Source organism: Citrobacter portucalensis, from assembly GCF_023374935.1.
Classification (GTDB): Bacteria; Pseudomonadota; Gammaproteobacteria; order Enterobacterales; family Enterobacteriaceae; genus Citrobacter; species Citrobacter portucalensis.
The window spans coordinates 4,595,748-4,621,422 of record NZ_CP092466.1 but is presented as its reverse complement, the minus strand read 5'-3'; the positions used below and the strand labels follow the sequence as shown (position 1 = coordinate 4,621,422).

General features: G+C 51.0%; 21 protein-coding genes, 2 tRNA genes and 3 rRNA genes. 14 read left to right on the top strand and 12 right to left on the bottom strand.

The window, feature by feature from the left end; all coding sequences use genetic code 11:
- Positions 1 to 103: 103 nt before the first annotated feature.
- From LY264_RS22365 to LY264_RS22345, 5 genes are all read left to right on the top strand, one after another.
- Positions 104 to 1,645, top strand: a 16S ribosomal RNA gene (locus tag LY264_RS22365).
- A gap of 85 nt (positions 1,646 to 1,730) precedes the next feature.
- Positions 1,731 to 1,806, top strand: a tRNA-Glu gene (locus tag LY264_RS22360).
- 221 nt (positions 1,807 to 2,027) lie between these two features.
- Positions 2,028 to 4,934: ribosomal RNA gene (locus LY264_RS22355) — 23S ribosomal RNA — on the top strand.
- Between the two features lie 94 nt (positions 4,935 to 5,028).
- Positions 5,029 to 5,144, top strand: a 5S ribosomal RNA gene (gene rrf / locus LY264_RS22350).
- Together the 16S, 23S and 5S rRNA genes with 1 tRNA gene alongside form the textbook arrangement of a ribosomal RNA operon.
- A 505-nt stretch (positions 5,145 to 5,649) precedes the next feature.
- The gene (locus tag LY264_RS22345; protein WP_008785980.1) at positions 5,650 to 7,371 is read left to right on the top strand and encodes a SulP family inorganic anion transporter; all 1,722 of its coding nucleotides are present in this window, start codon (positions 5,650 to 5,652) and stop codon (positions 7,369 to 7,371) included.
- A gap of 310 nt (positions 7,372 to 7,681) precedes the next feature.
- Here LY264_RS22345 and LY264_RS22340 read toward each other — a convergent pair whose 3' ends face one another.
- On the bottom strand, positions 7,682 to 9,343 hold the full coding sequence (locus LY264_RS22340) for a fatty acid--CoA ligase (protein WP_048215098.1): 1,662 nt from the start codon (positions 9,341 to 9,343) through the stop codon (positions 7,682 to 7,684).
- 49 nt (positions 9,344 to 9,392) lie between these two features.
- Here LY264_RS22340 and LY264_RS22335 point away from each other — a divergent pair, with 49 nt between their 5' ends.
- On the top strand, positions 9,393 to 9,530 hold the full coding sequence (locus LY264_RS22335; RefSeq protein ID WP_156174656.1) for a hypothetical protein: 138 nt from the start codon (positions 9,393 to 9,395) through the stop codon (positions 9,528 to 9,530).
- Positions 9,531 to 9,791: 261 nt separating this feature from the next.
- On the opposite strand, the gene LY264_RS22330 is transcribed toward LY264_RS22335, so the two are convergent.
- The 6 genes from LY264_RS22330 to aspA all read right to left on the bottom strand — a co-directional run bounded on the left by LY264_RS22330 (position 9,792) and on the right by aspA (position 15,646).
- Positions 9,792 to 9,867, bottom strand: a tRNA-Phe gene (locus LY264_RS22330).
- A gap of 152 nt (positions 9,868 to 10,019) precedes the next feature.
- Positions 10,020 to 10,595 (bottom strand): transcriptional regulator, encoded by a 576-nt coding sequence (locus tag LY264_RS22325; RefSeq protein WP_008785982.1) that lies wholly within the window; start codon positions 10,593 to 10,595, stop codon positions 10,020 to 10,022.
- A gap of 36 nt (positions 10,596 to 10,631) precedes the next feature.
- On the bottom strand, positions 10,632 to 12,341 hold the full coding sequence (locus tag LY264_RS22320) for a protein-disulfide reductase DsbD (protein WP_048227214.1): 1,710 nt from the start codon (positions 12,339 to 12,341) through the stop codon (positions 10,632 to 10,634).
- Positions 12,317 to 12,664, bottom strand: a complete 348-nt coding sequence (gene cutA / locus LY264_RS22315) for a divalent cation tolerance protein CutA (protein ID WP_003025447.1) — start codon at positions 12,662 to 12,664, stop codon at positions 12,317 to 12,319. The genes LY264_RS22320 and cutA overlap by 25 nt, the downstream gene beginning before the upstream one ends.
- A gap of 128 nt (positions 12,665 to 12,792) precedes the next feature.
- Positions 12,793 to 14,094 carry an anaerobic C4-dicarboxylate transporter DcuA gene (gene dcuA, locus LY264_RS22310; RefSeq protein ID WP_003830670.1) on the bottom strand — a complete coding sequence of 434 codons (1,302 nt, stop codon included), beginning with the start codon at positions 14,092 to 14,094 and terminating at the stop codon, positions 12,793 to 12,795.
- 115 nt (positions 14,095 to 14,209) lie between these two features.
- On the bottom strand, positions 14,210 to 15,646 hold the full coding sequence (aspA, locus tag LY264_RS22305; RefSeq protein WP_048215096.1) for an aspartate ammonia-lyase: 1,437 nt from the start codon (positions 15,644 to 15,646) through the stop codon (positions 14,210 to 14,212).
- A 338-nt stretch (positions 15,647 to 15,984) separates the two neighbouring features.
- Here aspA and LY264_RS22300 point away from each other — a divergent pair, with 338 nt between their 5' ends.
- On the top strand, positions 15,985 to 16,461 hold the full coding sequence (locus LY264_RS22300) for an FxsA family protein (protein WP_003025457.1): 477 nt from the start codon (positions 15,985 to 15,987) through the stop codon (positions 16,459 to 16,461).
- Positions 16,462 to 16,510: 49 nt separating this feature from the next.
- On the opposite strand, the gene yjeH is transcribed toward LY264_RS22300, so the two are convergent.
- A complete protein-coding gene (gene yjeH / locus LY264_RS22295) occupies positions 16,511 to 17,776 on the bottom strand; it encodes an L-methionine/branched-chain amino acid transporter (RefSeq protein WP_008785985.1) in 1,266 nt (421 codons plus the stop codon).
- A gap of 275 nt (positions 17,777 to 18,051) precedes the next feature.
- Here yjeH and LY264_RS22290 point away from each other — a divergent pair, with 275 nt between their 5' ends.
- The 3 genes from LY264_RS22290 (at position 18,052) to LY264_RS22280 (ending at position 20,638) form a co-directional block, all read left to right on the top strand.
- Entirely contained in the window at positions 18,052 to 18,345 is a 294-nt protein-coding gene (locus tag LY264_RS22290; protein ID WP_000027827.1) for a co-chaperone GroES, read from the top strand.
- Positions 18,346 to 18,388: 43 nt separating this feature from the next.
- The gene (gene groL, locus LY264_RS22285; protein WP_003830576.1) at positions 18,389 to 20,032 is read left to right on the top strand and encodes a chaperonin GroEL; all 1,644 of its coding nucleotides are present in this window, start codon (positions 18,389 to 18,391) and stop codon (positions 20,030 to 20,032) included.
- A 252-nt stretch (positions 20,033 to 20,284) separates the two neighbouring features.
- Complete coding sequence (locus LY264_RS22280; RefSeq protein WP_003025468.1) at positions 20,285 to 20,638, top strand: DUF4156 domain-containing protein; 354 nt, start codon at positions 20,285 to 20,287, stop codon at positions 20,636 to 20,638.
- An 88-nt stretch (positions 20,639 to 20,726) separates the two neighbouring features.
- On the opposite strand, the gene yjeJ is transcribed toward LY264_RS22280, so the two are convergent.
- Complete coding sequence (gene yjeJ, locus LY264_RS22275) at positions 20,727 to 21,590, bottom strand: YjeJ family protein (protein ID WP_048227213.1); 864 nt, start codon at positions 21,588 to 21,590, stop codon at positions 20,727 to 20,729.
- A gap of 183 nt (positions 21,591 to 21,773) precedes the next feature.
- Positions 21,774 to 22,802, bottom strand: a complete 1,029-nt coding sequence (gene epmB, locus LY264_RS22270) for an EF-P beta-lysylation protein EpmB (protein ID WP_008785989.1) — start codon at positions 22,800 to 22,802, stop codon at positions 21,774 to 21,776.
- A gap of 41 nt (positions 22,803 to 22,843) precedes the next feature.
- On the opposite strand from epmB, the gene efp reads away from it, so the two are divergent.
- The 3 genes from efp to ecnB all read left to right on the top strand — a co-directional run bounded on the left by efp (position 22,844) and on the right by ecnB (position 23,856).
- Positions 22,844 to 23,410, top strand: coding sequence for an elongation factor P (gene efp, locus LY264_RS22265; protein ID WP_003025478.1), 567 nt, complete (start codon positions 22,844 to 22,846; stop codon positions 23,408 to 23,410).
- A gap of 57 nt (positions 23,411 to 23,467) precedes the next feature.
- Positions 23,468 to 23,602, top strand: a complete 135-nt coding sequence (gene ecnA / locus LY264_RS22260) for a lipoprotein antitoxin entericidin A (RefSeq protein WP_003830568.1) — start codon at positions 23,468 to 23,470, stop codon at positions 23,600 to 23,602.
- Between the two features lie 107 nt (positions 23,603 to 23,709).
- Positions 23,710 to 23,856: a lipoprotein toxin entericidin B gene (gene ecnB / locus LY264_RS22255; RefSeq protein ID WP_003025482.1), complete on the top strand. Its 147-nt coding sequence runs from the start codon at positions 23,710 to 23,712 to the stop codon at positions 23,854 to 23,856.
- A 36-nt stretch (positions 23,857 to 23,892) separates the two neighbouring features.
- On the opposite strand, the gene LY264_RS22250 is transcribed toward ecnB, so the two are convergent.
- On the bottom strand, positions 23,893 to 24,492 hold the full coding sequence (locus tag LY264_RS22250; protein ID WP_048227212.1) for a LuxR C-terminal-related transcriptional regulator: 600 nt from the start codon (positions 24,490 to 24,492) through the stop codon (positions 23,893 to 23,895).
- A gap of 256 nt (positions 24,493 to 24,748) precedes the next feature.
- Between LY264_RS22250 and sugE the strand changes: the two genes are divergently transcribed.
- A complete protein-coding gene (sugE, locus tag LY264_RS22245; RefSeq protein ID WP_000118520.1) occupies positions 24,749 to 25,066 on the top strand; it encodes a quaternary ammonium compound efflux SMR transporter SugE in 318 nt (105 codons plus the stop codon).
- Here the strand turns inward: sugE and LY264_RS22240 are convergent.
- Positions 25,063 to 25,596: a lipocalin family protein gene (locus LY264_RS22240; RefSeq protein WP_001221666.1), complete on the bottom strand. Its 534-nt coding sequence runs from the start codon at positions 25,594 to 25,596 to the stop codon at positions 25,063 to 25,065. The genes sugE and LY264_RS22240 overlap by 4 nt on opposite strands.
- Positions 25,597 to 25,675 lie beyond the last annotated feature (79 nt).

Sequence of the window (25,675 nt, the reverse complement as noted above, 5' to 3'; positions counted from 1 at the left end):
AGATACGGATTCTTAACGTCGCAAGACGAAAAATGAATACCAAGTCTCAACGAGTGAACACGTAATTCATTACGAAGTTTAATTCATTGAGCATCAAACTTTTAAATTGAAGAGTTTGATCATGGCTCAGATTGAACGCTGGCGGCAGGCCTAACACATGCAAGTCGAACGGTAGCACAGAGGAGCTTGCTCCTTGGGTGACGAGTGGCGGACGGGTGAGTAATGTCTGGGAAACTGCCCGATGGAGGGGGATAACTACTGGAAACGGTAGCTAATACCGCATAACGTCGCAAGACCAAAGAGGGGGACCTTCGGGCCTCTTGCCATCGGATGTGCCCAGATGGGATTAGCTAGTAGGTGGGGTAACGGCTCACCTAGGCGACGATCCCTAGCTGGTCTGAGAGGATGACCAGCCACACTGGAACTGAGACACGGTCCAGACTCCTACGGGAGGCAGCAGTGGGGAATATTGCACAATGGGCGCAAGCCTGATGCAGCCATGCCGCGTGTATGAAGAAGGCCTTCGGGTTGTAAAGTACTTTCAGCGAGGAGGAAGGTGTTGTGGTTAATAACCGCAGCAATTGACGTTACTCGCAGAAGAAGCACCGGCTAACTCCGTGCCAGCAGCCGCGGTAATACGGAGGGTGCAAGCGTTAATCGGAATTACTGGGCGTAAAGCGCACGCAGGCGGTCTGTCAAGTCGGATGTGAAATCCCCGGGCTCAACCTGGGAACTGCATCCGAAACTGGCAGGCTAGAGTCTTGTAGAGGGGGGTAGAATTCCAGGTGTAGCGGTGAAATGCGTAGAGATCTGGAGGAATACCGGTGGCGAAGGCGGCCCCCTGGACAAAGACTGACGCTCAGGTGCGAAAGCGTGGGGAGCAAACAGGATTAGATACCCTGGTAGTCCACGCCGTAAACGATGTCGACTTGGAGGTTGTGCCCTTGAGGCGTGGCTTCCGGAGCTAACGCGTTAAGTCGACCGCCTGGGGAGTACGGCCGCAAGGTTAAAACTCAAATGAATTGACGGGGGCCCGCACAAGCGGTGGAGCATGTGGTTTAATTCGATGCAACGCGAAGAACCTTACCTACTCTTGACATCCAGAGAACTTAGCAGAGATGCTTTGGTGCCTTCGGGAACTCTGAGACAGGTGCTGCATGGCTGTCGTCAGCTCGTGTTGTGAAATGTTGGGTTAAGTCCCGCAACGAGCGCAACCCTTATCCTTTGTTGCCAGCGATTCGGTCGGGAACTCAAAGGAGACTGCCAGTGATAAACTGGAGGAAGGTGGGGATGACGTCAAGTCATCATGGCCCTTACGAGTAGGGCTACACACGTGCTACAATGGCATATACAAAGAGAAGCGACCTCGCGAGAGCAAGCGGACCTCATAAAGTATGTCGTAGTCCGGATTGGAGTCTGCAACTCGACTCCATGAAGTCGGAATCGCTAGTAATCGTGGATCAGAATGCCACGGTGAATACGTTCCCGGGCCTTGTACACACCGCCCGTCACACCATGGGAGTGGGTTGCAAAAGAAGTAGGTAGCTTAACCTTCGGGAGGGCGCTTACCACTTTGTGATTCATGACTGGGGTGAAGTCGTAACAAGGTAACCGTAGGGGAACCTGCGGTTGGATCACCTCCTTACCTTAAAGAACCGACCTTTGCAGTGCTCACACAGATTGTCTGATGAAAAGTAAATAGCAAGGCGTCTTGCGATTGAGACTTCAGTGTCCCCTTCGTCTAGAGGCCCAGGACACCGCCCTTTCACGGCGGTAACAGGGGTTCGAATCCCCTAGGGGACGCCACTTGCTGGTATGTGTGAGTGAAAGTCGCCGACCGAAGTATCTCAAAACTGACTTTCGAGTCACGTTTGAGATATTTGCTCTTTAAAAATCTGGATCAAGCTGAAAATTGAAACGACACACTGTTTCATTTCTCCGTAATAAGAAATGAAAAGCGGTGTGTTCGAGTCTCTCAAATTTTTGCAAGTCGATGATGAATCGAAAGAAACATCTTCGGGTTGTGAGGTTAAGCGACTAAGCGTACACGGTGGATGCCCTGGCAGTCAGAGGCGATGAAGGACGTGCTAATCTGCGATAAGCGTCGGTAAGGTGATATGAACCGTTATAACCGGCGATTTCCGAATGGGGAAACCCAGTGTGATTCGTCACACTATCATTACGTGAATACATAGCGTAATGAAGCGAACCGGGGGAACTGAAACATCTAAGTACCCCGAGGAAAAGAAATCAACCGAGATTCCCCCAGTAGCGGCGAGCGAACGGGGAGCAGCCCAGAGTCTGAATCAGCATGTGTGTTAGTGGAAGCGTCTGGAAAGTCGCACGATACAGGGTGAAAGTCCCGTACACAAAAGTGCATGTGTTGTGAACTCGAAGAGTAGGGCGGGACACGTGGTATCCTGTCTGAATATGGGGGGACCATCCTCCAAGGCTAAATACTCCTGACTGACCGATAGTGAACCAGTACCGTGAGGGAAAGGCGAAAAGAACCCCGGCGAGGGGAGTGAAAAAGAACCTGAAACCGTGTACGTACAAGCAGTGGGAGCACCCTTTGGGGTGTGACTGCGTACCTTTTGTATAATGGGTCAGCGACTTATATTCTGTAGCAAGGTTAACCGAATAGGGGAGCCGAAGGGAAACCGAGTCTTAACTGGGCGTTAAGTTGCAGGGTATAGACCCGAAACCCGGTGATCTAGCCATGGGCAGGTTGAAGGTTGGGTAACACTAACTGGAGGACCGAACCGACTAATGTTGAAAAATTAGCGGATGACTTGTGGCTGGGGGTGAAAGGCCAATCAAACCGGGAGATAGCTGGTTCTCCCCGAAAGCTATTTAGGTAGCGCCTCGTGAACTCATCTTCGGGGGTAGAGCACTGTTTCGGCTAGGGGGTCATCCCGACTTACCAACCCGATGCAAACTGCGAATACCGAAGAATGTTATCACGGGAGACACACGGCGGGTGCTAACGTCCGTCGTGAAGAGGGAAACAACCCAGACCGCCAGCTAAGGTCCCAAAGTCATGGTTAAGTGGGAAACGATGTGGGAAGGCACAGACAGCCAGGATGTTGGCTTAGAAGCAGCCATCATTTAAAGAAAGCGTAATAGCTCACTGGTCGAGTCGGCCTGCGCGGAAGATGTAACGGGGCTAAACCATGCACCGAAGCTGCGGCAGCGACACTATGTGTTGTTGGGTAGGGGAGCGTTCTGTAAGCCGTTGAAGGTGTGTCGTGAGGCATGCTGGAGGTATCAGAAGTGCGAATGCTGACATAAGTAACGATAATGCGGGTGAAAAACCCGCACGCCGGAAGACCAAGGGTTCCTGTCCAACGTTAATCGGGGCAGGGTGAGTCGACCCCTAAGGCGAGGCCGAAAGGCGTAGTCGATGGGAAACAGGTTAATATTCCTGTACTTGGTGTTACTGCGAAGGGGGGACGGAGAAGGCTATGTTAGCCGGGCGACGGTTGTCCCGGTTTAAGCATGTAGGCGGAGGTTCCAGGTAAATCCGGTACCTTTTAACGCTGAGGTGTGATGACGAGGCACTACGGTGCTGAAGTAACAAATGCCCTGCTTCCAGGAAAAGCCTCTAAGCATCAGGTAACACGAAATCGTACCCCAAACCGACACAGGTGGTCAGGTAGAGAATACCAAGGCGCTTGAGAGAACTCGGGTGAAGGAACTAGGCAAAATGGTGCCGTAACTTCGGGAGAAGGCACGCTGATATGTAGGTGAAGTGATTTACTCATGGAGCTGAAATCAGTCGAAGATACCAGCTGGCTGCAACTGTTTATTAAAAACACAGCACTGTGCAAACACGAAAGTGGACGTATACGGTGTGACGCCTGCCCGGTGCCGGAAGGTTAATTGATGGGGTTATCCGTAAGGAGAAGCTCTTGATCGAAGCCCCGGTAAACGGCGGCCGTAACTATAACGGTCCTAAGGTAGCGAAATTCCTTGTCGGGTAAGTTCCGACCTGCACGAATGGCGTAATGATGGCCAGGCTGTCTCCACCCGAGACTCAGTGAAATTGAACTCGCTGTGAAGATGCAGTGTACCCGCGGCAAGACGGAAAGACCCCGTGAACCTTTACTATAGCTTGACACTGAACACTGGTCCTTGATGTGTAGGATAGGTGGGAGGCTTTGAAGTGTGGACGCCAGTCTGCATGGAGCCATCCTTGAAATACCACCCTTTAATGGCTGGTGTTCTAACGTAGACCCGTAATCCGGGTTGCGGACAGTGTCTGGTGGGTAGTTTGACTGGGGCGGTCTCCTCCTAAAGAGTAACGGAGGAGCACGAAGGTTAGCTAATCCTGGTCGGACATCAGGAGGTTAGTGCAAAGGCATAAGCTAGCTTGACTGCGAGAGTGACGGCTCGAGCAGGTGCGAAAGCAGGTCTTAGTGATCCGGTGGTTCTGAATGGAAGGGCCATCGCTCAACGGATAAAAGGTACTCCGGGGATAACAGGCTGATACCGCCCAAGAGTTCATATCGACGGCGGTGTTTGGCACCTCGATGTCGGCTCATCACATCCTGGGGCTGAAGTAGGTCCCAAGGGTATGGCTGTTCGCCATTTAAAGTGGTACGCGAGCTGGGTTTAGAACGTCGTGAGACAGTTCGGTCCCTATCTGCCGTGGGCGCTGGAGAATTGAGGGGGGCTGCTCCTAGTACGAGAGGACCGGAGTGGACGCATCACTGGTGTTCGGGTTGTCATGCCAATGGCATTGCCCGGTAGCTAAATGCGGAAGAGATAAGTGCTGAAAGCATCTAAGCACGAAACTTGCCCCGAGATGAGTTCTCCCTGACCCTTTAAGGGTCCTGAAGGAACGTTGAAGACGACGACGTTGATAGGTCGGGTGTGTAAGTGTAGCGATACATTGAGCTAACCGATACTAATGAACCGTGAGGCTTAACCTTACAACGCCGAAGATGTTTTGGCGAAGAGAGATATTTTCAGCCTGATACAGATAACATCGACATGCCCAGGAGGTGTGTTGATAAACAGAATTTGCCTGGCGGCTGTAGCGCGGTGGTCCCACCTGACCCCATGCCGAACTCAGAAGTGAAACGCCGTAGCGCCGATGGTAGTGTGGGGTCTCCCCATGCGAGAGTAGGGAACTGCCAGGCATCAAATAAAAGCGAAAGGCTCAGTCGAAAGACTGGGCCTTTTGTTTTATCTGTTGTCTGTCGGTGAGCGCTCTCCTGCCCAGGACAAATCCGCCGGGAGCGGATTTGAACGTTGCGCAGCAACGGCCCGGAGGGTGGCGGGCAGGACGCCCGCCATAAACTGCCAGGCATTAATTAAAGTGAAGAAGCCCATCCTGACGGATGGGCTTTTTTGCGTCTGTGCGGGATGAAAACCGCCGGATGCGGCGTGCCGCCTTATCCGGCCTGCAGGGGCCGGGCTGAACGTATTTTGTAGGCCTGATAAGCGCAGCGCATCAGGCACATCACAACACCGCACCATCGGGTGCAAAGCTATATCCTGAGCCTCCATAACACAAGCCATCCTGCGGTATATGCAGTAAACCCCCAATCTGAATTTTCTGTATTACCTCCCGAAAATATCAGGATCGCCTGCGACAGTTACGTGTACCTTTATCTATAAGTAAGGGTCTATCCGGAGAATAAAGTGTTCGGAAAAATGGTATTAAACTACATGCCAGGGCTAAAAAATTTATTAGCGTACGATAAAAGCTGGCTAAAACATGATGTTAAAGCCGGGTTATCCGTTGCTGCCGTAGCACTACCGGTTGCGATTGCTTACGCTGAGTTGGCGGGAGTCGGGGCTATCGTCGGATTATATTCCTGTGTTTTGCCAATGCTAGCTTATGCGCTGTTTGGTTCTTCCCGCCAATTGATTGTTGGTCCTGATGCCACGACCTGCGCGGTAATTGCAGCCGTTGTAGTTCCTCTTTCTGCCGGAAACCCAGAACTTCACTGGCAGTTGACAATTGTCATGACTGTGATGATGGGGGGATGGTGCCTGCTTGCCAGTAAATTTCGCCTGGGTGCGCTTGCTGACTTGCTTTCGCATCCCATTCTAACGGGTCTGCTTAACGGGGTTGCCGTGACGATTATTGTCGGGCAACTCGGTAAGGTGTTGGGGATTACGCTTGATGAAGAGCAAGTGATTGAGAAGATCATTGCCCTGCCTGGCCGACTCTCAGAAATTCATTTATTAACCTTAGGTATCTCCATCCTAACGTTAGCGATTTTAATAGCTATCAAAACGTTTCGTAGCCAATGGCCAGCACCGTTGATTGCTATTGTGATAACAACGGCGCTGGTATGGATTACATCTGCGCAGCAGTATGGGATTGCCACTATTGGGGGATCGGGATTTCAGTCTGGTTTGCCCGTCGTTCACTGGGGATCGTTTCAGCCTGGTCTGGCGCGTGATTTATTGATCCCTGCGCTGAACCTGGCGTTAGTCAGTTTTGTTAGCCTGATGCTAACCGCTCGCAGTTTTGCCGCAAAAAACGGATACGAAATAAATGCTGATGCTGAGTTCAGGGCTTTGGGTGTCGCGAATCTAATGTCTGGCTTATCTCAGGGGTTTGCGATTAGCGGAGCCGATTCCCGGACTGCGGTAAATGATTCCTCTGGAGGGAAAAGCCAGCTTGTTTCCGTTGTTGCTGCCTTAATCATCGGAATCGTCGTGGTATTTTTCACGCAGCCATTACAATTTATTCCGGTATCTGCATTAGGCATTGTTCTAATTTATGCATCGTGGTCATTAATTGATTTACGCGGACTCTGGAACCTGAGGCGAAGAAATAAACCCGCATTTCGCCTGGCGTTCTTCACCTTTGGCTGTGTTCTGATTATTGGTGTTATTCAGGGCATTGGCCTTGCGGTATTGCTGGGTCTGTTGCAGTTCCTGCGCACAGTTTTCCGTCCTACTGAACACTTATTGGGAATTGACGAACATGGAATGATTCACTCATTAGGTAATTCAACTGATGTGAAAATGATCCCTGGCGTGTTGATGTACCGATTTAACTCACCGCTGACTTATTTTAATGTGGCCTATTTTAAGCGCCGCGTTTTGAATTTAGTCGATGGTGCAGTACTACAACCTAAATGGGTGGTCATTGACGCCGTTTCTTGCTTTACCTATTCAGATATCAGCGTTCTGGCAACCATTAATGAGTTAAAACGGGACCTGAAGGGGCGGCAGATTAAGTTAATTCTTGCGGGCCGAAAAACGGAGTTAACACGCTGGTTTAAGGAGAGTCGACCGACAATGAAAGATGACGACATGATTCTGGCACCAGACCTTTATTTGGCGCTCCGGTTCATTCAAAGCAAAGAAAGCATGAGTGAGGGTGAATCTGGCGTTGTTGAATAATGCAGATTTAGGTAAGTGATCAGGCTGGATGGAAGGTCTGGGGGCGGATTTTTCGTCCAGCAGGACCTGACATTGACCGGAATCCACAAAGCAAGGAAATCAGCCCGTAAACTGATTTTGCCGAATCAACATAACGCCGGGCCCGAGGTGCCTGTGGCGATGAACATGCCCAGGCACCCATTTGCTAAAGGGCGATCAGCATCCGCGCGGGGACGGTGAGATCCCCGGCAGAGCATTGATACCGACATGCTACCTGAAATATAAGCAGTGTGACTGTTGTTAACCTTACGCTATGAATGCGACAGATCGCTTAAATGCTTTCCTTCCCATTGCTGGCTTCGAGCTCGCGAATCAGGCGCTTGTTGATCTTGCCGACGCTGGTTTTGGGAATTTCCGGGACTATCCTTATCTGCCGTGGGATCGCCCATTTAGTGATGTGGCCGCGGTCGACGAATCCTTGCAGATGTGCCGCTATGGCCTGCGGCTCCAGGTCTTCTCCTTCCTTGCAAACCACCAGAGCCAGGGGGCGTTCGCCCCACTGTTCATCAGGTATCCCGACGACGGCTACCGACCTGACCGCCGCGTGTGAGCTGATGAGGCTTTCCAGCTCCAGCGTGCTTATCCACTCACCGCCCGTCTTGATTACGTCTTTGATGCGATCCTTGATTTCCACTATCCCATGGGGATCGATAGAGGCAATGTCGCCGGTATGCAGCCAACTGCCATTCCATAGCTCAGCTCCTTTCTCGGGTTCCTTCAGGTAGCCCTGAGTCAGCCAAGGGGCTCGCACCACTATTTCACCCAGGGCTTCGCCGTCGTGCACTACCTCCCGACCTTCGCCATCGACGATACGCAGATCCACCAACGGAACAGGCAGGCCGGTTCGAATCCGCAAGGGTAACTGCTCATCCATGGGAAGGGCCAGCTCGGCATCGCTTAAGTGGGTCATACAGAGCAGGGGACAGGTTTCAGACATACCATAGCCAGCGTGAATGCGTATGCCCTTATGGTGGGCCTGTGTCGCCAGTCCAAGGGACAGTGAACTGCCACCCAGCAACATCTTCCATCCCGACAGATCGGTCCGTGTGGCTTCGTCGCACTCGAGGATCATTTGCAAGATGGTTGGCACACAGTGCGAGAAGGTTACACCCTCATCGTGATAGAACCGCACCAGCTTGTTGGGTTCGTAACGACCGGGGTAGACCTGCTTCACACCAAGCATTGTTGCGACATAGGGAGCGCCCCAGGCGTGCACGTGAAACATAGGAGTGATCGGCATGTAGACATCGTTCGATCGTAGCAGCGACTGTCCCTCGTGGGCTGCCAGGAGGCCCAACTCATTGAGCGTGTGCAGGACCAGCTGACGATGGCTGAAGTAGACCCCCTTGGGATTGCCCGTGGTTCCAGTGGTGTAGAACAAGGTCGCTACCGAGTTTTCATCGAAGTCGGGGAAGTCAAAGCGATCTCCCGCTGCGGCCAGAAGGGGCTCATATTCCCCCAGCACCGGCAGGCTGGTTGCCTTCGATTCTTCGTCGCTAAGCTGGATGTATCCCCGGACAGTGGTCAGTGTCTCTGCCAGTGACTCGACAACCGGCAAGAAGTCGTCGTGCACCAGTACCAGGTTGTCCTCGGCATGATTCATGGTGTAAGCGATTTGGTCCGCCGAGAAGCGGACGTTCACCGTGTGTAGCACGGCACCAATCATAGGCACCGCGAAGAAGCACTCGAGGGCGCGATGGCTGTCCCAATCTAAGAGGGCGACGGTGTCTCCAGGCATGACACCGGCCGCTGTCAGCATGTTTGCCAGGCGATGGATGCGCTGTTTGAGGGTGCGATAGTCGTAACGCAGCTTGTCGGCGTAGACGATTTCTCGCTCGGGATGAGAACGCCCACCCGACAGCAGCAAGCTCTTGATCAGCAGCGGATAGGCATGGGCTCCCTGCGCTGACTGTATGACTCTTGTTTTCACCATCCAGGTTCCTCGTTGACTCATTATTTGCTCGGTATGATGGCAATTGTAGATGAAGGTTGGTATTTACTCCCTGGCGTTTGCTTCAGATGTCGAGGCGGCACACCAGCTCCAGCCCCTGGGGATGAATGTGCGTACCCTGCAACGCCATCTGGAAGAGGGGGGCGACCTTCAGCGAGCTTATCAATGAAGTGCGGCGCGACCTGGCGCTCCCGCAACAGTATTGTGCCCAAGGTTGTTCAGATAAATTACTCAAATTTAGCCTACGGTTAAGCACGCCAGACAAAGAGGTGTGCCTGATACCGCTATATTTTGCCGTACTATGGTGGTTCCAGTGAAAGGTTTAACTGTCGTGATGAGGTGGGGTAGGAGTTTCTGTGGTCAGAACGATAAGAAATCTCGCGGAGCCCAGAAAGCAAAAAACCCGCCATAGGCGGGTTCTTCTAAATAGTGGTGCCCGGACTCGGAATCGAACCAAGGACACGGGGATTTTCAATCCCCTGCTCTACCGACTGAGCTATCCGGGCAACGGGGCGCATTAAACCGTATTCACGTCTGTCAGTCAATAAAATTTCTGGAAACATTGTTCAACCGCTTAATATTACGGCAATCTGCATGGTTATGCCTGAAGTTTGCACAAAACTATCCGGCAGAGGCGACGAAAACAGATAATGTTCGCTTAGGTCAGCGCACCGCCCATTCGGCACTGGGCAAAGCGCAGGATATCTTCAGCCAGGCGGTGTGCCGTTTCGACATCAGCATGACTACGATTAACCAGCATGCGGCTCAGGCAGCCTTCCAGCACCAGTTCCATCTGTTTGGCGACCATTGCCGGGTCGTCAACTTCCAGCGTCGTCAGCAGCTCATGGGTGAAGTCATGTGCCGCCTTTTTTTGCTGATCGGCTAACTGATGGATCGGATGCCCGGGATCGGGGTAAAACGTACAAGCGGCGATGAACAGACAGCCGGGATAGCGATTATTGCTCACGCATTCGGACAGCGCAGTGTAGCGCGCCAGTAATTTCTGCTCAGCGCTCAGCGTGTCATCCAGCAAAAGCTGACGCCGCCAGATATCCACCCGCTGGCTGAGGTAGCGTAGCGCATCGTACAGAATGGCCTCTTTATCGGGCCAAAAGCGCTGCAGTTCATCCAGAGGATAATCGATGCGTTCGGCCACCATTTCCAGCGTGGTATTGGCTATCCCTTGCACCTCAAGTAATTTCAGGGCTTCTCCCAGGACATCTTCACGTTGCACGGTATTCTCCTCCGTATTTCCTGTTGCAAGTGTCGCTCACGGTTGGCGATCGCGCAAATGTGCGCTGAAGGTCGCGGCATCCATAAAGCCCGTAACCCGAGCTTCCGGGTGCTCTTTCCCCTCGGCATCAAAGAACAAGATAGTCGGCAAACCTAAAACCTGTAGATGTTTCAGGAGAGCGACATCCTGGGCATTGTTTGCTGTCACATCCGCCTGCAATAGCACCGTGTTGCCTAGCGCTTGCTGAACCTGCGGATTACTGAACGTGTACTTTTCAAATTCCTTACAGGCTACACACCAGTCGGCATACAGATCCAGCATGACTGGTCTGCCTTTAGCTTGCGCCAGTGCTTGATTTAACGCATCTACCGATGCCACCGGTGTGAAGTTAAGATGTGCCTGGGTTTGAGCATGTGGCGCGCCGAACGCCCAGTCTTGCAATGGACGTACACTGACAAGCGCTGCGGCTAACAGGACAATCTGCACGATGCGCATCCAGGCGTGCTTTGCCTGCAGGCTGGTGATGAACGCCCAGCCAAAGAACGCGACGCCTAGCAGTGACCATAAGCGAACGCCCCACTCGTCGCCAACGATACGTTCGAGTAAGAAGACGGGAAGCGCCAGAATGACAAAGCCAAAAGCGGTTTTGACATGTTCCATCCATGGGCCACTTTTAGGCAGCAGGCGGTTGCCAAATACGGTAATCAGCATCAGGGGTAATCCCATCCCCAACGCATACAGATACAGTGTGCCGCCTCCCAGCCACATGTTCCCGCTCTGAGCGATATACAGCAAAATCGCGCTTAGCGGGGCCGTTGTGCAAGGAGAACAGATGAGGCCAGCAATCGCCCCCATCGCAAAGACGCTGCCGGGAGATCCGCCTTGCTGGCGGTTACTCATTAGCGTGAGACGCGTTTGCAGTGATGAAGGCAATTGCAGCGTGAACAAGCCAAACATCGACAGAGCCAGCAGCGTAAAGATGACGGCAAGGCCAATCAGGACGTAGGGATGCTGAAGCGCAGCCTGAAACTGCAAACCGGCGGCTGCAACAACCAAACCCAGCGCGGTATAGGTGAGCGCCATACCTTGAACGTAGATAAACGTCAGCAACAGTGCCCGTCCGGTTGATAAGCGTTGCTTGCCACCCAGTACGATACCGGAAATCAACGGATACATCGGCAATACGCAAGGCGTAAACGCGATACCAATTCCGATCAGCAATGCCCACAGCGCGGAGAAGGGGAGTTGGGCCGTGGGCTGCGGTTTTTCTTGCGGATCTGCAGTGGCTGGGGCTGGTGCAGGGGCCGCCGCGGAACCAGAAGACACTTCACTTAATGGCACCGTTTTTGTTTCTGGTGGATAGCAAAATCCAGCGTCGGCGCAGCCCTGATATGTGACCGTTAATGTTGCGCCAGACTTAGCCTGATTGACCGTGATCGGGACAGTCAGCTGTTTACGGTAAATCTCACTTTTGCCGTAAAACTCATCTTCATGCCAGACGCCTGGCGGCAGTTTTACCTCAGCAATATCGGCCTGAGATGGCGTAATGCTTATCTGTTTGCGATACAGATAGTAGCCATCTTTAACCTGCCATGTGAGGTTCAGATCGTGTTGGTTTTGCTGAAAATCAAAAACAAACGCCCGATCGGCAGGAACAAACTGCGAGCGGCCAGGCGCGTCAAATAATCCGGCAAAGGTAGATGTGCTGCACAGCAGCAGGATCAGCGTAAGGATGCGTTGAGCCATGAGCGGTAATCAAAGTCTCCGTGAGTGACGGGTAAAACCAGAAGTTCAGGTGTTTGATATGGATGATGTGACTTCAGGCAATCGAGAAGGGCTTGCTGGTGTGTGACGGTGGTTTTTAAAATCATCTGGACTTCATATTCCTGTTCCAGTTTGCCTTCCCAATAGTAGAGGGAGGTCGCACCGGGTAGCAGGGTCACGCAAGCAGCCAGCTTTTCCGCCAGCACTTTGGCGGCGAGATCCTGGGCGGTTGCTTCATCCGGGGCGGTACAGAGCACCACAACGGTATCGGGGATGGAAATATCCTGACTCTTTACATCAAGCATAAACACCTCGAAAGAACAGAGTAACCAGCAAAAGAATGGTCACTATACAACGGACGAGGGAAGGATGTTAGTTAAAGCGGGGTGGGGAGGAGGAACTGCAGGGCGCCCAGGCACCCTGCAGGAAAAACTTACAGCATGAAGCTGCCCAGCAAGAAGCCGAAGCAGACAGCCAGAACCACACCCAGAGTACCCGGGATGAAGAACGGATGGTTAAAGACGAATTTACCAATGCGAGTTGTACCGGTGTCATCCATCTGAACTGCCGCAACCAGAGTTGGGTAGGTTGGCAGAATGAACAGGCCAGAAACCGCGGCGAAAGACGCAACAGCAGTCAGTGGGGAAACGTTCAGAGCCAGAGCCATCGGCATCAGTGCTTTAGCGGTTGCAGCCTGAGAGTACAGCAGTGCAGAAGCAAAGAAGAAGATGACAGCCAGCAGCCACGGATGACCCTGAATTACGCTACCTGCAGTATCTTTGATCCAGTCAATGTTGTGAGATACGAAGGTATCACCCAGCCATGCAACACCCAGGATACAAATACAGGCGCTCATACCGGCTTTGAAAGTGCTGGAGTTCAGGATGGAGTCAGTTTCAACGCGGCAGATGATTGTGGTCAGCGTCGCGATGCTCAGCATGATGATCAGGATTGCGTTGGTGGTGTTCATCAGCGGTTTAGCGACCAGACCGAGGCTTGGGCTGTTGACGATCGCATATACGACGACACAAACCACGCCCAGCAGGAACAACCAAACAGAAGTTTTTGCGCCCGCTTTGATTTCAACTTGTCTTTCACCACGCAGTTCAACCAGGCCTTCTTCCAGACGCTTACGATAAATCGGATCGTCAGACAGTTTGGAGTTGAACAGCGCAGTTACCAGGAAGGACATGACCAGAACAGCCAGCAGGGTGGACGGAATGACCACGGACAGCAGGTGAATGTAGCTGATGCCATGACCTTCCATTACGGAAGACATGTAAACCACGGCTGCGGAGATTGGAGAAGCCGTAATCGCAATCTGTGCAGAAACCACTGCAGTAGAGAGCGGACGGCAAGGTTTGATCCCTTGTTCTTTCGCAACTTCAGCGATAACTGGCAGCGTGGCCAGAGAGATGTTGCCGGTACCTGCGAAGATAGTCAGGAAATAGGTCACGATAGGTGCAAGGATCGTGATGTATTTCGGGTTTTTACGCAGCAGTTTTTCAGTTTGATGAACCAGATAGTCCAGACCACCTGCAATCTGCATAGCTGAAATGGCAGCGATAACCGCCATGATGATGGAAATAACATCGAACGGGATATTACCGGGTTTTACGCCGATAGCGGCGAGAACCAGAACACCCAGCCCACCTGCAAATCCAATACCGATACCCCCAAGTCTGGCACCTAAAAAGATTGCCAGCAAAACGATGATAAGTTCTAAAACTATCATATTAGCCTTCCTTGTTGTTTAACAAGTTGATATTAAATTGTTGTTTTTAAGTAACTTCGAGTAAGAAAAAAGGCACGTCATCATGACGTGCCTTCTCCGGTACTACCCTACACGATTACTGTTCGCTTTCATCAGTATAACGTTTTGCTTTATAAGCAGGGTGCATCAGGTTCTGTGCAGAGAAGATATCGTCCAGTTCAGACTCGGTCAACAGACCGCGCTCCAGGACAACTTCACGTACGCTCTTACCGGTTTCGGCACAAATTTTACCGACGATGTCGCCGTTGTGGTGACCAATGAACGGGTTGAGGTAAGTAACGATGCCGATGGAGTTGAATACAAACGCTTCACAGACTTCTTTGTTAGCAGTGATGCCACTAACGCATTTTTCCAGCAGGTTGTAGCAAGCATTGCTCAGAATGTGAATGGATTCAAACATTGCCTGACCAATGACCGGCTCCATTACGTTCAGCTGCAGCTGACCAGCTTCAGATGCCATGGTTACAGTGATGTCGTTACCGATGACTTTGAAGCACACCTGGTTTACGACTTCCGGAACAACCGGGTTCACTTTAGCTGGCATGATAGAAGAACCAGCTTGCAGTTCCGGCAGGTTGATCTCGTTCAGACCCGCACGCGGACCAGAGGAGAGCAAACGCAGGTCGTTACAGATTTTGGACATCTTCACAGCCAGACGTTTCAGTGCGCCGTGCACCATAACGTATGCGCCACAGTCAGAAGTTGCTTCAATCAGGTCTTCTGCAGGAACACAGGCGAAGCCGGTGACTTCAGCCAGTTTCTGTACTGCCAGCGGAGAGTACTCTTTCGGCGTGTTCAGACCAGTACCGATTGCTGTCGCGCCGAGGTTAACTTCCAGCAGCAGCTCAGCGGTACGGCTAATGTTTTTCACTTCTTCTTTCAACAGTACGCTAAAAGCATGGAATTCCTGACCGAGGGTCATCGGTACAGCATCCTGCAGCTGGGTACGACCCATTTTCAGGATGTCCTGGAATTCAACAGCTTTTTTCTCGAAGCCTTCGCGCAGCTGGTTGAGTGCATCAATCAGTTTGATGATGGATGCGTATACAGCGATACGGAAGCCAGTTGGGTATGCGTCGTTGGTAGACTGACATTTGTTAACGTGGTCGTTCGGGTTCAGGTACTGATATTCACCTTTCTGGTGACCCATCAGTTCCAGACCGATATTGGCCAGAACTTCGTTGGTGTTCATGTTGACGGAGGTACCCGCACCACCCTGGTAAACGTCTACCGGGAACTGATCCATGCATTTTCCGTTATTCAGGACTTCATCACACGCCGCGATGATGGCATTTGCCACACTCTTAGGAATGGTTTGCAGCTCTTTGTTGGCCATAGCCGCTGCCTTTTTAACCATTACCATACCGCGAACAAATTCAGGAATATCGCTGATTTTGTTGTTGCTAATGTAGAAGTTTTCAATCGCTCTCAGAGTGTGGACACCGTAGTAGGCGTCCGCTGGAACTTCCCTGGTACCCAACAAGTCTTCTTCGATACGAATGTTGTTTAACATGTGAACCTTCTTTTTCAAGCTGCCAATGATTTGACTAAACACACAGGATATATGTGATTTCGATTGTTTCTCGACCGACGATTATCCCCTGCATCGGTCTGATACCCGAGATCATATGCTGGTTCAGGATTTCTACCGTAATCTGGATCACTTAAAGCGTGGAATTTACCCCTTATTTATTATTCTGTGAAATGGATCACCACTTTGTGATTAACCCCAAATATTAGTGTACAAGCCACTTGAAATTTTGCTAACCACCACAATATCAAATCGATGCGATTAACATAATTTTTCGAACAGAAGTTGAACAAAACGGCTGTTATTAACAGGAGATCCCTTTGCGCTGGATACCATTACTTGCCATTTTTCTCTATGTTTACATAGAGATATCTATTTTTATTCAGGTTGCCCATGTGATGGGCGTCCTGATGACGCTGATTTTGGTTATTTTTACATCGGTTATCGGTATGTCTCTGGTTCGTAATCAGGGATTTAAGAACTTTTTACTGATGCAACAGAAAATGGCGGCAGGTGAAAGTCCGGCTGCAGAAATGATCAAAAGCGTATCGCTGATTATTGCCGGTCTGCTGTTGGTGCTGCCCGGATTTTTCACCGATTTCCTCGGTCTTCTTCTTTTATTACCCCCGGTGCAAAAACATCTGACGATGAAACTGCTGCCACATTTGCGTTTTTCGCGTATGCCTGGCGGTGGTTTTAGCGCCGGAACGGGTGGCGGTGAGACTTTTGATGGTGAATTTCAGCGCAAGGATGACAAGCGCGACAGCATCGAACATAAAGACGATCGTCGGGATTAAGCATCAGTATGTAGGCCGGATAAGCATTAGCGTCATCCGGCAAAAGTGTTTATAGGCCGGATGATGGCGTCAACGTTGCCTTATCCGGCCTGCGGGGTAAAAACAGCCACAGTCCTGCCAGCATAATCAACGCGTATAGACTCTTCCAGCCGACCATCGCCAGTAGCAGTAGGCACAGCAGACCGCCAATGACTGCCAGTACGCGATAATGCCCTTTCAGTAATCGACAACCTGCCAGCATGCACAGCAGATAAATCATAATAAAGATGCCGTTGGCGTAGACGATTAACGCATCGAGATTGATTTGCAGCATATAGATGCACAGAGTACTGATTACGCAACAGCCCAATACGGCGTTTAGCGCATTGCGCGGAAGGTGTCGGGGGGACAGACGAGCCAGATAACTCTCCGGCTTATACTGCGCTTGCGACCAGACCAGCCGGGCGAAGCTTTGTATATAAATGTTGAGGCTGGCAAAACAGGCCAGATAACCAATGATGCAGGCGACCCACAGAGCTTGTACGCCAAACAGTTGCACGACGATCTCTGGCAGCGACGCTGCGGCCGCCATTTGCTCGCCGTAGGCACCAAAATGGAGAACGACAACGGTGCATGCCCAATAAACAGACCCTGCCAGCAGCAGGCCGATCATCAGTGCGCGTGGGAAGTCTCGCTCCGGATTTTTGAATTCAGACGCCAGGTGAGCAAACGCTTCAAGGCCGACAAAGCACCAGAACATGACCGACAACGCGGCGAACAGGCCGGGAAGCTCAATATCGGTAATCGCAGGGAAGGGGATTTCGCCAGGTGTCAGATCGCCCGCCCACCAGATAGCAACAATCAGGGCAACAATCAGTCCTGCAATGACCGTTTGTAGATTCGCGCTGGAGCTTGCGCCGCGAGAGCCGATGTACCAAACCAATGCCAGCGTACCGAGCTCAGCCAGCAAAAGCTGCTCGTCATGCCAGCCAAACATCGCCTGACCGAATCCGGCGGCGATATGCAATGCCGCAGGCAAACCGACAGGAATGACCGACAAAAATAGCCATCCGGTGACGCGCTCCAGGCGTGAACCAAAGGCCATGCCGACAAAATGCGCCACACCGCCTGCGCTGGGAAAATGACGACCCAGTACGGCGAAGACAATCGCCACAGGAAAGACCAAAACAATCAGCACCGGCCATGCCCACAGGCTGTTGTTGCCCGCAACCAGTGCGGCCAGCGCGGGGACGGCAAAAACGCCTGTACCTAACAATGATGTCGACAACAGGCCAACGCCCTGAGCCAGTCCCAGCTCTTGTTTCAGTCCGCTCATAAATTGTTATCCGGTTATGCCCATTGATCGGGCTACAGCGCAGATTTTTGATGGTATCACAATCAGATTTGCTTATGACGACGTGACTGAAATCGTTATGAAATGTGAGGTGCGTCGGCGTTTTGACGGGATTTTCTGCTGATAAAAAATTTTTTTCGCTTGCCCCCTTGAAGGCACAAAACCCCATCCCCATCTCTCTGGTCACTAGCCGGGAAACCGTTTACGGGCCGGCGTCACCCATAACTGATAAAGACTTTCTCAAAGGAGAGCTATCAATGAGTATTCGTCCGTTACATGATCGTGTGATCGTCAAACGTAAAGAAGTTGAATCCAAATCTGCTGGCGGCATCGTACTGACTGGTTCTGCAGCAGGTAAATCAACTCGTGGCGAAATCATCGCTGTCGGTAAGGGTCGCATCCTGGACAACGGTACCGTACAGCCGCTGGACGTGAAAGTCGGCGATATCGTTATTTTCAACGATGGCTACGGAGTTAAATCTGAGAAGATCGACAATGAAGAAGTGTTGATCATGTCTGAAAGCGACATCCTGGCGATTGTTGAAGCCTAATCCGCGAACGACACTGAACATACGAATTTAAGGGAAAGAGAAAATGGCAGCTAAAGACGTAAAATTCGGTAACGACGCTCGTGTGAAAATGCTGCGCGGCGTAAACGTACTGGCAGATGCAGTGAAAGTTACCCTCGGTCCAAAAGGCCGTAACGTAGTTCTGGATAAATCTTTCGGTGCACCGACCATCACTAAAGATGGTGTTTCCGTAGCACGTGAAATCGAACTGGAAGACAAGTTCGAAAACATGGGTGCGCAGATGGTGAAAGAAGTTGCCTCTAAAGCGAACGACGCTGCAGGTGACGGTACCACCACCGCAACCGTACTGGCTCAGTCCATCATCACTGAAGGTCTGAAAGCCGTTGCTGCGGGCATGAATCCGATGGATCTGAAACGTGGTATCGACAAAGCTGTCGCTGCTGCTGTTGAAGAACTGAAAGCACTGTCCGTACCGTGCTCCGACTCTAAAGCTATTGCTCAGGTTGGTACCATCTCCGCTAACTCCGACGAAACCGTAGGTAAACTGATCGCTGAAGCGATGGACAAAGTCGGTAAAGAAGGCGTGATCACCGTTGAAGACGGTACCGGTCTGCAGGACGAACTGGACGTGGTTGAAGGTATGCAGTTCGACCGTGGCTACCTGTCTCCTTACTTCATCAACAAGCCGGAAACTGGCGCAGTAGAACTGGAAAGCCCGTTCATCCTGCTGGCTGACAAGAAAATCTCCAACATCCGCGAAATGCTGCCGGTTCTGGAAGCTGTAGCGAAAGCAGGCAAACCGCTGCTGATCATCGCTGAAGATGTTGAAGGCGAAGCGCTGGCAACTCTGGTTGTTAACACCATGCGCGGTATCGTGAAAGTCGCTGCAGTTAAAGCACCTGGCTTCGGCGATCGTCGTAAAGCAATGCTGCAGGATATCGCTACCCTGACCGGTGGTACCGTTATCTCTGAAGAGATCGGTATGGAGCTGGAAAAAGCAACTCTGGAAGATCTGGGTCAGGCGAAACGCGTTGTTATCAACAAAGATACCACCACCATCATCGATGGCGTGGGCGACGAAGCTGCAATCCAGGGTCGCGTGACTCAGATTCGTCAGCAGATCGAAGAAGCAACTTCTGACTATGACCGTGAAAAACTGCAGGAGCGCGTAGCGAAACTGGCAGGCGGCGTTGCGGTTATCAAAGTTGGTGCTGCGACTGAAGTTGAAATGAAAGAGAAGAAAGCCCGCGTTGAAGATGCCCTGCACGCTACCCGTGCTGCGGTAGAAGAAGGCGTGGTTGCTGGTGGTGGTGTTGCGCTGATTCGCGTAGCGTCTAAAATTGCCGGCCTGAAAGGTCAGAACGAAGACCAAAACGTAGGTATCAAAGTTGCGCTGCGCGCAATGGAATCCCCACTGCGTCAAATCGTACTGAACTGCGGCGAAGAGCCGTCTGTAGTGGCTAACACCGTAAAAGCGGGTGACGGTAACTACGGTTACAACGCTGCAACTGAAGAATACGGCAACATGATCGACATGGGTATCCTGGATCCAACCAAAGTAACTCGTTCTGCTCTGCAGTACGCGGCTTCTGTTGCGGGTCTGATGATCACCACCGAGTGCATGGTTACCGACCTGCCGAAAGGCGATGCGCCTGACTTAGGTGCTGCCGGTATGGGTGGCATGGGTGGAATGGGCGGCATGATGTAATTTAATCTTCATACTTCAAGCCGCAGGTTCGTTGGCCGCGTCCGTTCACCCCAGTCACTTACTCATGTAAGCTCCTGGGGATTCATGAACTTGCCGCCTGCCTGCAACTTGAATTATTTGATTAAATACGCATCTCGCGAAAAATGAGAAACCCTCGGGCAGAAATGTCTGGGGGTTTTTCTTTTGGTCATCTTTTTAGTATATGATTCAGCTACGGACATAAGGTCCAACTAATTGAATATGGGGAATGACATGCACGTGAAATATTTAGCAGGGATCGTTGGTGCCGCGCTACTGATGGCGGGTTGTAGCTCCAGCAATGAACTGAGTTCAGCCGGGCAAAGCGTACGTTTTGTTGAAGACAAGCCTGGCGCAGAGTGCCAATTGATAGGCACTGCAACCGGTAAGCAAAGCAACTGGCTTTCAGGCCAGCACGGCGAAGAGGGCGGCTCAATGCGTGGCGCAGCAAACGATCTGCGTAACCAGGCTGCGGCAATGGGCGGTAACGTGATTTATGGCGTCAGCAGCCCATCGCAGGGAATGCTGTCCAGCTTTGTTCCTACCGCCAGTGAGATGATTGGACAGGTTTATAAGTGCCCTAATTGAGAACTGCTGCTGATGCCGGATGGCGACGCTAAAGCGTCTTATCCGGCCTACGGTACGAATGATCGTAGGCCTGATAAGCGCAGCGCCATCAGGCATTCTGAGTCTTATGCGCAGACTGAACGCGTAAATGATGCAATGCGCGCAGGCACTGATCCTGATTGAGCTTTTGCGTCTTATCACCCGTCAACGTTCTGACAAACACCTGGCACGGTACACCGGCAAGTTTTTTCAGCCGCGGGCTGAAGTCGAGAAGGCGGCGAGTAATGGCTTCGGCTTCTTTGCTACCGGAAAGGGCGCGAGTTTTCACGACCGAACCACAGAACTGGGCTTTTCCTTTATCATCTGTATAGCGGTAAATAATCGCCAGATAATGATTAAACAGGTTATGTTTCCATTCGGGTTGTGTATAAGAGTCGTATTCCAGATTGTCGTTTTGCTGACAATCAACATCGTACAGCGGCAGGAAATCCAGCAGCGATGTTATTCGTAGCGCGAGTTCTCTCATGCCAGCATTATTTATTGCGTGAATAATTGCATGCGCCAGCACCTGAATCTGTAATTCATTAACCAGTAATTCGCATGTTTGTCCGTCATGCAACGTCAGAGAAAATGTTAAATTCTCGCCTTTGTCATCCACTAACATCAGCGAATTTATGCGGCGGTTAATATCCGCATTTTTTAGTTCATCTTCCTGAATTGACGGAATATTCTCGTGCATTTTTTTGCTGGCTTTATCACATGCCTTTTCATATTGTATACGCTCGTCTTTGTTTAGCTGAGAAATAGCGTACAGCCGGCTCTCCAGCGCGATAAGCAGGTCTCTAAGTCCAAGTGGAGAGAGAAAAAAGAGTGATTCCTTGTTTCTTGGTTCTTTTATTTTTAATGCCATGGCAACAAATTCATTCTTTTGACGAATAATGCCAGTATTAATGCCCTTAATACTTATAGCCATAAAAGGTTCTCCCTAACCATATATTTATTAATATTCTGCATTTGAAATTATTGATAAAATTTACGAATGAATGATTTAACTGCGCTAATTAAAATAGCACAGATTAAAAGCGAGGCTCCACTTGTGGGGATTTAAATAATAAGTAATCGTGGTGAGTGTCCGGAATCGGACACTCAGTAATGGCTATTGTTGACGTAACTGCAGATCCAGCGGTGTTTTACTTGGCTCTCCACCAATTTCACGCGCCAGTTTGGGGACCATATAGCCGGAAACTAGCGTCAGAAGCTCACGCATAATGCGACGCGCTTCATCGTCGCTTACCATAAAGTGTGCGGCACCCTGCACTTTATCCAGCACGTGCAGGTAATAGGGCATTACACCGGCATCAAACAGTGCGTTGCTAAGGTTAGCCAGGGTTTGTGCGTTATCGTTCACGCCTCGCAGCAATACGCTCTGGTTGAGTAACGTAACGCCCGCGGCGCGCAGACTGCTCATCGCCTGGCGAAACGTCTCATCAATTTCATTGGCATGGTTAATGTGATTGACCAGCAGAATCTGCAAGGAGGAGTGCGCAAAACGCTCGACCAGTCCTTCTGTAATGCGCGCCGGGATCACTATCGGCAAACGGCTGTGAATACGCAGACGCTTAATGTGCGGGATAGCTTCCAGTTGCGTGAGCAACCAGTCCAGTTCGTGGTCCTTGGCCATTAACGGATCGCCACCAGAAAAGATGATTTCATCCAGCTCAGGGTGCGCGTTAATGTAGTCGATGGCGACCTGCCAGTTGCGCTTATTGCCCTGATTTTCGGCGTATGGGAAATGCCGGCGGAAGCAATAGCGACAATTTACCGCGCAACCGCCTTTAACCAGCAGCAGTGCCCGATTACGATATTTATGCAGCAGACCGGGAACCACGCTGTGCTGTTCTTCCAGTGGGTCGGTTGAGTAGCCTGGCGCGGCCACAAACTCTTCCTGGGCAGTCAGTACCTGACGTAAAAGCGGATCGTCCGGGTTGCCTTTCTCCATGCGGGCAATAAACGCACGCGGCACGCGCAGGGCGAAAAGCCGTCTCGCGTCGCGTCCGGCCAACAGTTTTTCATCTGCATCTATGTTCAAAAGATGCAGAAGTTCATCGGGATCGGTCACAACATCGGCAAGTTGCGATAACCAATCTTCTCTGGATGGGGTATTTAGGGTTACAATATGCGCCATTTTGTGGCTTAGCTACCAGTTAACAATTTTCAGAGGGCCTTATGGCAACGTACTATAGCAACGATTTTCGTGCTGGTCTTAAAATCATGTTGGACGGCGAACCTTATGCGGTTGAAGCCAGCGAATTCGTTAAACCAGGTAAAGGCCAGGCGTTTGCGCGCGTTAAGCTGCGTCGCCTGCTGACCGGTACTCGCGTAGAGAAAACCTTCAAGTCTACTGACTCCGCTGAAGGCGCAGACGTAGCCGACATGAACCTGACCTTCCTGTATAGCGACGGTGAGTTCTGGCACTTTATGAATAATACCACTTTCGAACAGCTGGCTGCAGACGAGAAAGCGGTAGGCGATAACGCTAAATGGCTGCTGGACCAGGCTGAATGCATCGTGACCCTGTGGAACGGTCAGCCGATCTCCGTAACTCCGCCGAACTTCGTTGAGCTGGAAGTTGTTGAAACCGACCCAGGTCTGAAAGGCGATACCGCTGGTACTGGCGGCAAACCGGCTACCCTGTCTACCGGCGCAGTCGTTAAAGTTCCGCTGTTCGTACAGATCGGCGAAGTGATCAAAGTGGATACCCGCTCCGGCGAATACGTTTCTCGCGTAAAATAAGTCTTCCATTTGATCTTATGGCGCAGGTTGCTGCGCCATACTTTTTCCAGGGCAGGAATGATGAAACGTCTTCTCGGTCTTGTAATGCTACTCCTTTTCACCAGCACCCTCCTGACAGGATGCAATACCGCGCGCGGCTTCGGTGAAGACATTAAACATCTTGGCAATTCAATTTCTCACGCCGCCAGCTAATCCTTTCATATAGTCTTAAAAACGGTTGTTTATCCATCACACTCCCGGATCTTGTCTATTATTAAGTAGCTATACACAAACAATATTGGCTAGAAAAGGAAGACGTTATGGTTAAGAAGACAATTGCTGCGATCTTTTCTGTGTTGGTACTTTCTTCCGTTTTAACCGCGTGTAATACCACACGAGGCGTAGGACAGGATATCTCTGAAGGCGGTAGCGCAATCTCTGGTGCAGCGACAAAAGCTCAGCAATAGCAATAATGAAGAACGGTACGACGTCGTGTCGTACCGTTAATCTCCCTTCCCTGGGAGTGACAGGAACGGCGAGAAGCGGTTCCCCAGGTGCAGTTTCATACGGATATTCCGCTTATAGGTGTAGACCGTTTTGCCATGAATGCTGAGCGCGTCGGCAATGGCATTGTTACTCACACCATCCATCCACATTGATAATACTTTCTCCTCTTGCGGCGTAAGCAAAGGCGTGGTGTTTTTGGCTATTTCTAATGCGGGGCGAACCTGAAGCGCTTCCTGAATTGTGTGGGAGAGTGTGTTCAGCGTGGTGTGCTTGGTCAAGACCGAATGGGCTACGGATTGAGAGGCCACGATGGGGGCATGCTGTCTGTCTGCTGATTGCAGTAAAATCAGTGGGATGACGCCACAACTCATAAAAAAAGGTTTAATTGGCGGACTGGAGTGCGTCTCGCTAATAAAACTGTATAAATCCGCGATCACCAGATGCGGTTTCCATTGCAAAATATGCTCTTTTGCTAACAGGAGATTATTGATTCCTGATACCAGAAATGAGGAGCTGAACCTGCCAGAATGATTAAGCAAGGCCTCTATCCCTGTGCGGGTAAAGTGGCACCGGTCAATCACTAAAATTTTAAGCATAAACGTTTCGCATTCAGAAGAGGGGCAATCGACTTTCTGGTTTCAGAAAGCCCTTCATCATAGAGAACTCCGATGAGTGCCAAATGCGGGAACTACGCCGCTAATTATGCTTAATTCTTGCTTTTAGCAGGCAGTGAATAAAAAGGTTGAAATTCATTTTCTTCCGGGCAAAAATGCCATTTCACACATCAGCTTTGCAGGACGACCTGCAAACGCTTCATTCACCGGGGACGGCCCCATAGTTCTGGAGCCTGATATGTCCTGGATCGTTTTATTAATTGCAGGTTTGCTCGAAGTCGTATGGGCGATTGGCCTGAAATACACCCACGGTTTTACGCGTCTTACGCCAAGCATTATCACTATTGCGGCGATGATCGTCAGTATCGCCATGCTCTCCTGGGCAATGCGCACGTTGCCTGTTGGAACAGCTTATGCGGTCTGGACCGGTATTGGCGCTGTTGGGGCGGCCATTACAGGGATTTTGCTGCTGGGTGAGTCTGCCAGCCCGGCACGTTTGCTGAGCCTTGGGCTGATCGTTGCTGGTATTATTGGTCTGAAGCTGAGCACTCACTAAGCGCCAGGCTGTTTCACCCAAATCAGTTTATTCACTTCAAACCCTTCCCGGGTCGCGATGGCTAACATTTGCTGTTTCATTTCATCTGAAATAGTAGGGGTCCGTGAAAGGATCCACAGGTAGTCGCGATCCGGACCACAAACCAGCGCGTGACGATATTCCCGGTCGAGTGCAATTACGTTATACCCGCCATAGAAGGGGCCGAAAAAAGAAACTTTAAGCGCGGCTCTGCTTGGGTCGCCGGTGAAATAGGCTTTCCCTTCCGTTTTCTGCCACATCTCCCTGTCAGGGTTATAGCCCTTGTTAATAACGTTGATGCCGCCGTCGTCGCGCAAGCTGTATGTTGCGGTCACTTTATCCAACCCGCGCTCGAAACGATGGTCGAAGCGTGCAATTTCATACCAGGTTCCCAGATAGCGTTTGGCATCAAAGTTATTTACCACGGTAACGCCTTTGGGCGGTGTCGGGGAACTACACGCGACAACCAGGAATGCAGCCGTAACTGCAGCAACGACGGGCAAAATGCGCATGGGATTTTCCTTGCTGTATTTTTGTTAAGTGTAGATGACAACAGGAAAAAAAGAGAAAGAAAGGAGGCCCAATATCCTG

Coding starts and splice junctions, on each gene's coding strand:
- LY264_RS22340 (WP_048215098.1), bottom strand. CDS start 9,343: ATGGTGAAAACAAGAGTCATACAGTCAGCGCAGGGAGCCCATGCCTAT.
- LY264_RS22335 (WP_156174656.1), top strand. CDS start 9,393: ATGAAGGTTGGTATTTACTCCCTGGCGTTTGCTTCAGATGTCGAGGCG.
- LY264_RS22320 (WP_048227214.1), bottom strand. CDS start 12,341: ATGGCTCAACGCATCCTTACGCTGATCCTGCTGCTGTGCAGCACATCT.
- cutA (WP_003025447.1), bottom strand. CDS start 12,664: ATGCTTGATGTAAAGAGTCAGGATATTTCCATCCCCGATACCGTTGTG.
- dcuA (WP_003830670.1), bottom strand. CDS start 14,094: ATGATAGTTTTAGAACTTATCATCGTTTTGCTGGCAATCTTTTTAGGT.
- aspA (WP_048215096.1), bottom strand. CDS start 15,646: ATGTTAAACAACATTCGTATCGAAGAAGACTTGTTGGGTACCAGGGAA.
- yjeH (WP_008785985.1), bottom strand. CDS start 17,776: ATGAGCGGACTGAAACAAGAGCTGGGACTGGCTCAGGGCGTTGGCCTG.
- LY264_RS22290 (WP_000027827.1), top strand. CDS start 18,052: ATGAGTATTCGTCCGTTACATGATCGTGTGATCGTCAAACGTAAAGAA.
- groL (WP_003830576.1), top strand. CDS start 18,389: ATGGCAGCTAAAGACGTAAAATTCGGTAACGACGCTCGTGTGAAAATG.
- LY264_RS22280 (WP_003025468.1), top strand. CDS start 20,285: ATGCACGTGAAATATTTAGCAGGGATCGTTGGTGCCGCGCTACTGATG.
- yjeJ (WP_048227213.1), bottom strand. CDS start 21,590: ATGGCTATAAGTATTAAGGGCATTAATACTGGCATTATTCGTCAAAAG.
- epmB (WP_008785989.1), bottom strand. CDS start 22,802: ATGGCGCATATTGTAACCCTAAATACCCCATCCAGAGAAGATTGGTTA.
- efp (WP_003025478.1), top strand. CDS start 22,844: ATGGCAACGTACTATAGCAACGATTTTCGTGCTGGTCTTAAAATCATG.
- ecnA (WP_003830568.1), top strand. CDS start 23,468: ATGATGAAACGTCTTCTCGGTCTTGTAATGCTACTCCTTTTCACCAGC.
- ecnB (WP_003025482.1), top strand. CDS start 23,710: ATGGTTAAGAAGACAATTGCTGCGATCTTTTCTGTGTTGGTACTTTCT.
- LY264_RS22250 (WP_048227212.1), bottom strand. CDS start 24,492: ATGCTTAAAATTTTAGTGATTGACCGGTGCCACTTTACCCGCACAGGG.
- sugE (WP_000118520.1), top strand. CDS start 24,749: ATGTCCTGGATCGTTTTATTAATTGCAGGTTTGCTCGAAGTCGTATGG.
- LY264_RS22240 (WP_001221666.1), bottom strand. CDS start 25,596: ATGCGCATTTTGCCCGTCGTTGCTGCAGTTACGGCTGCATTCCTGGTT.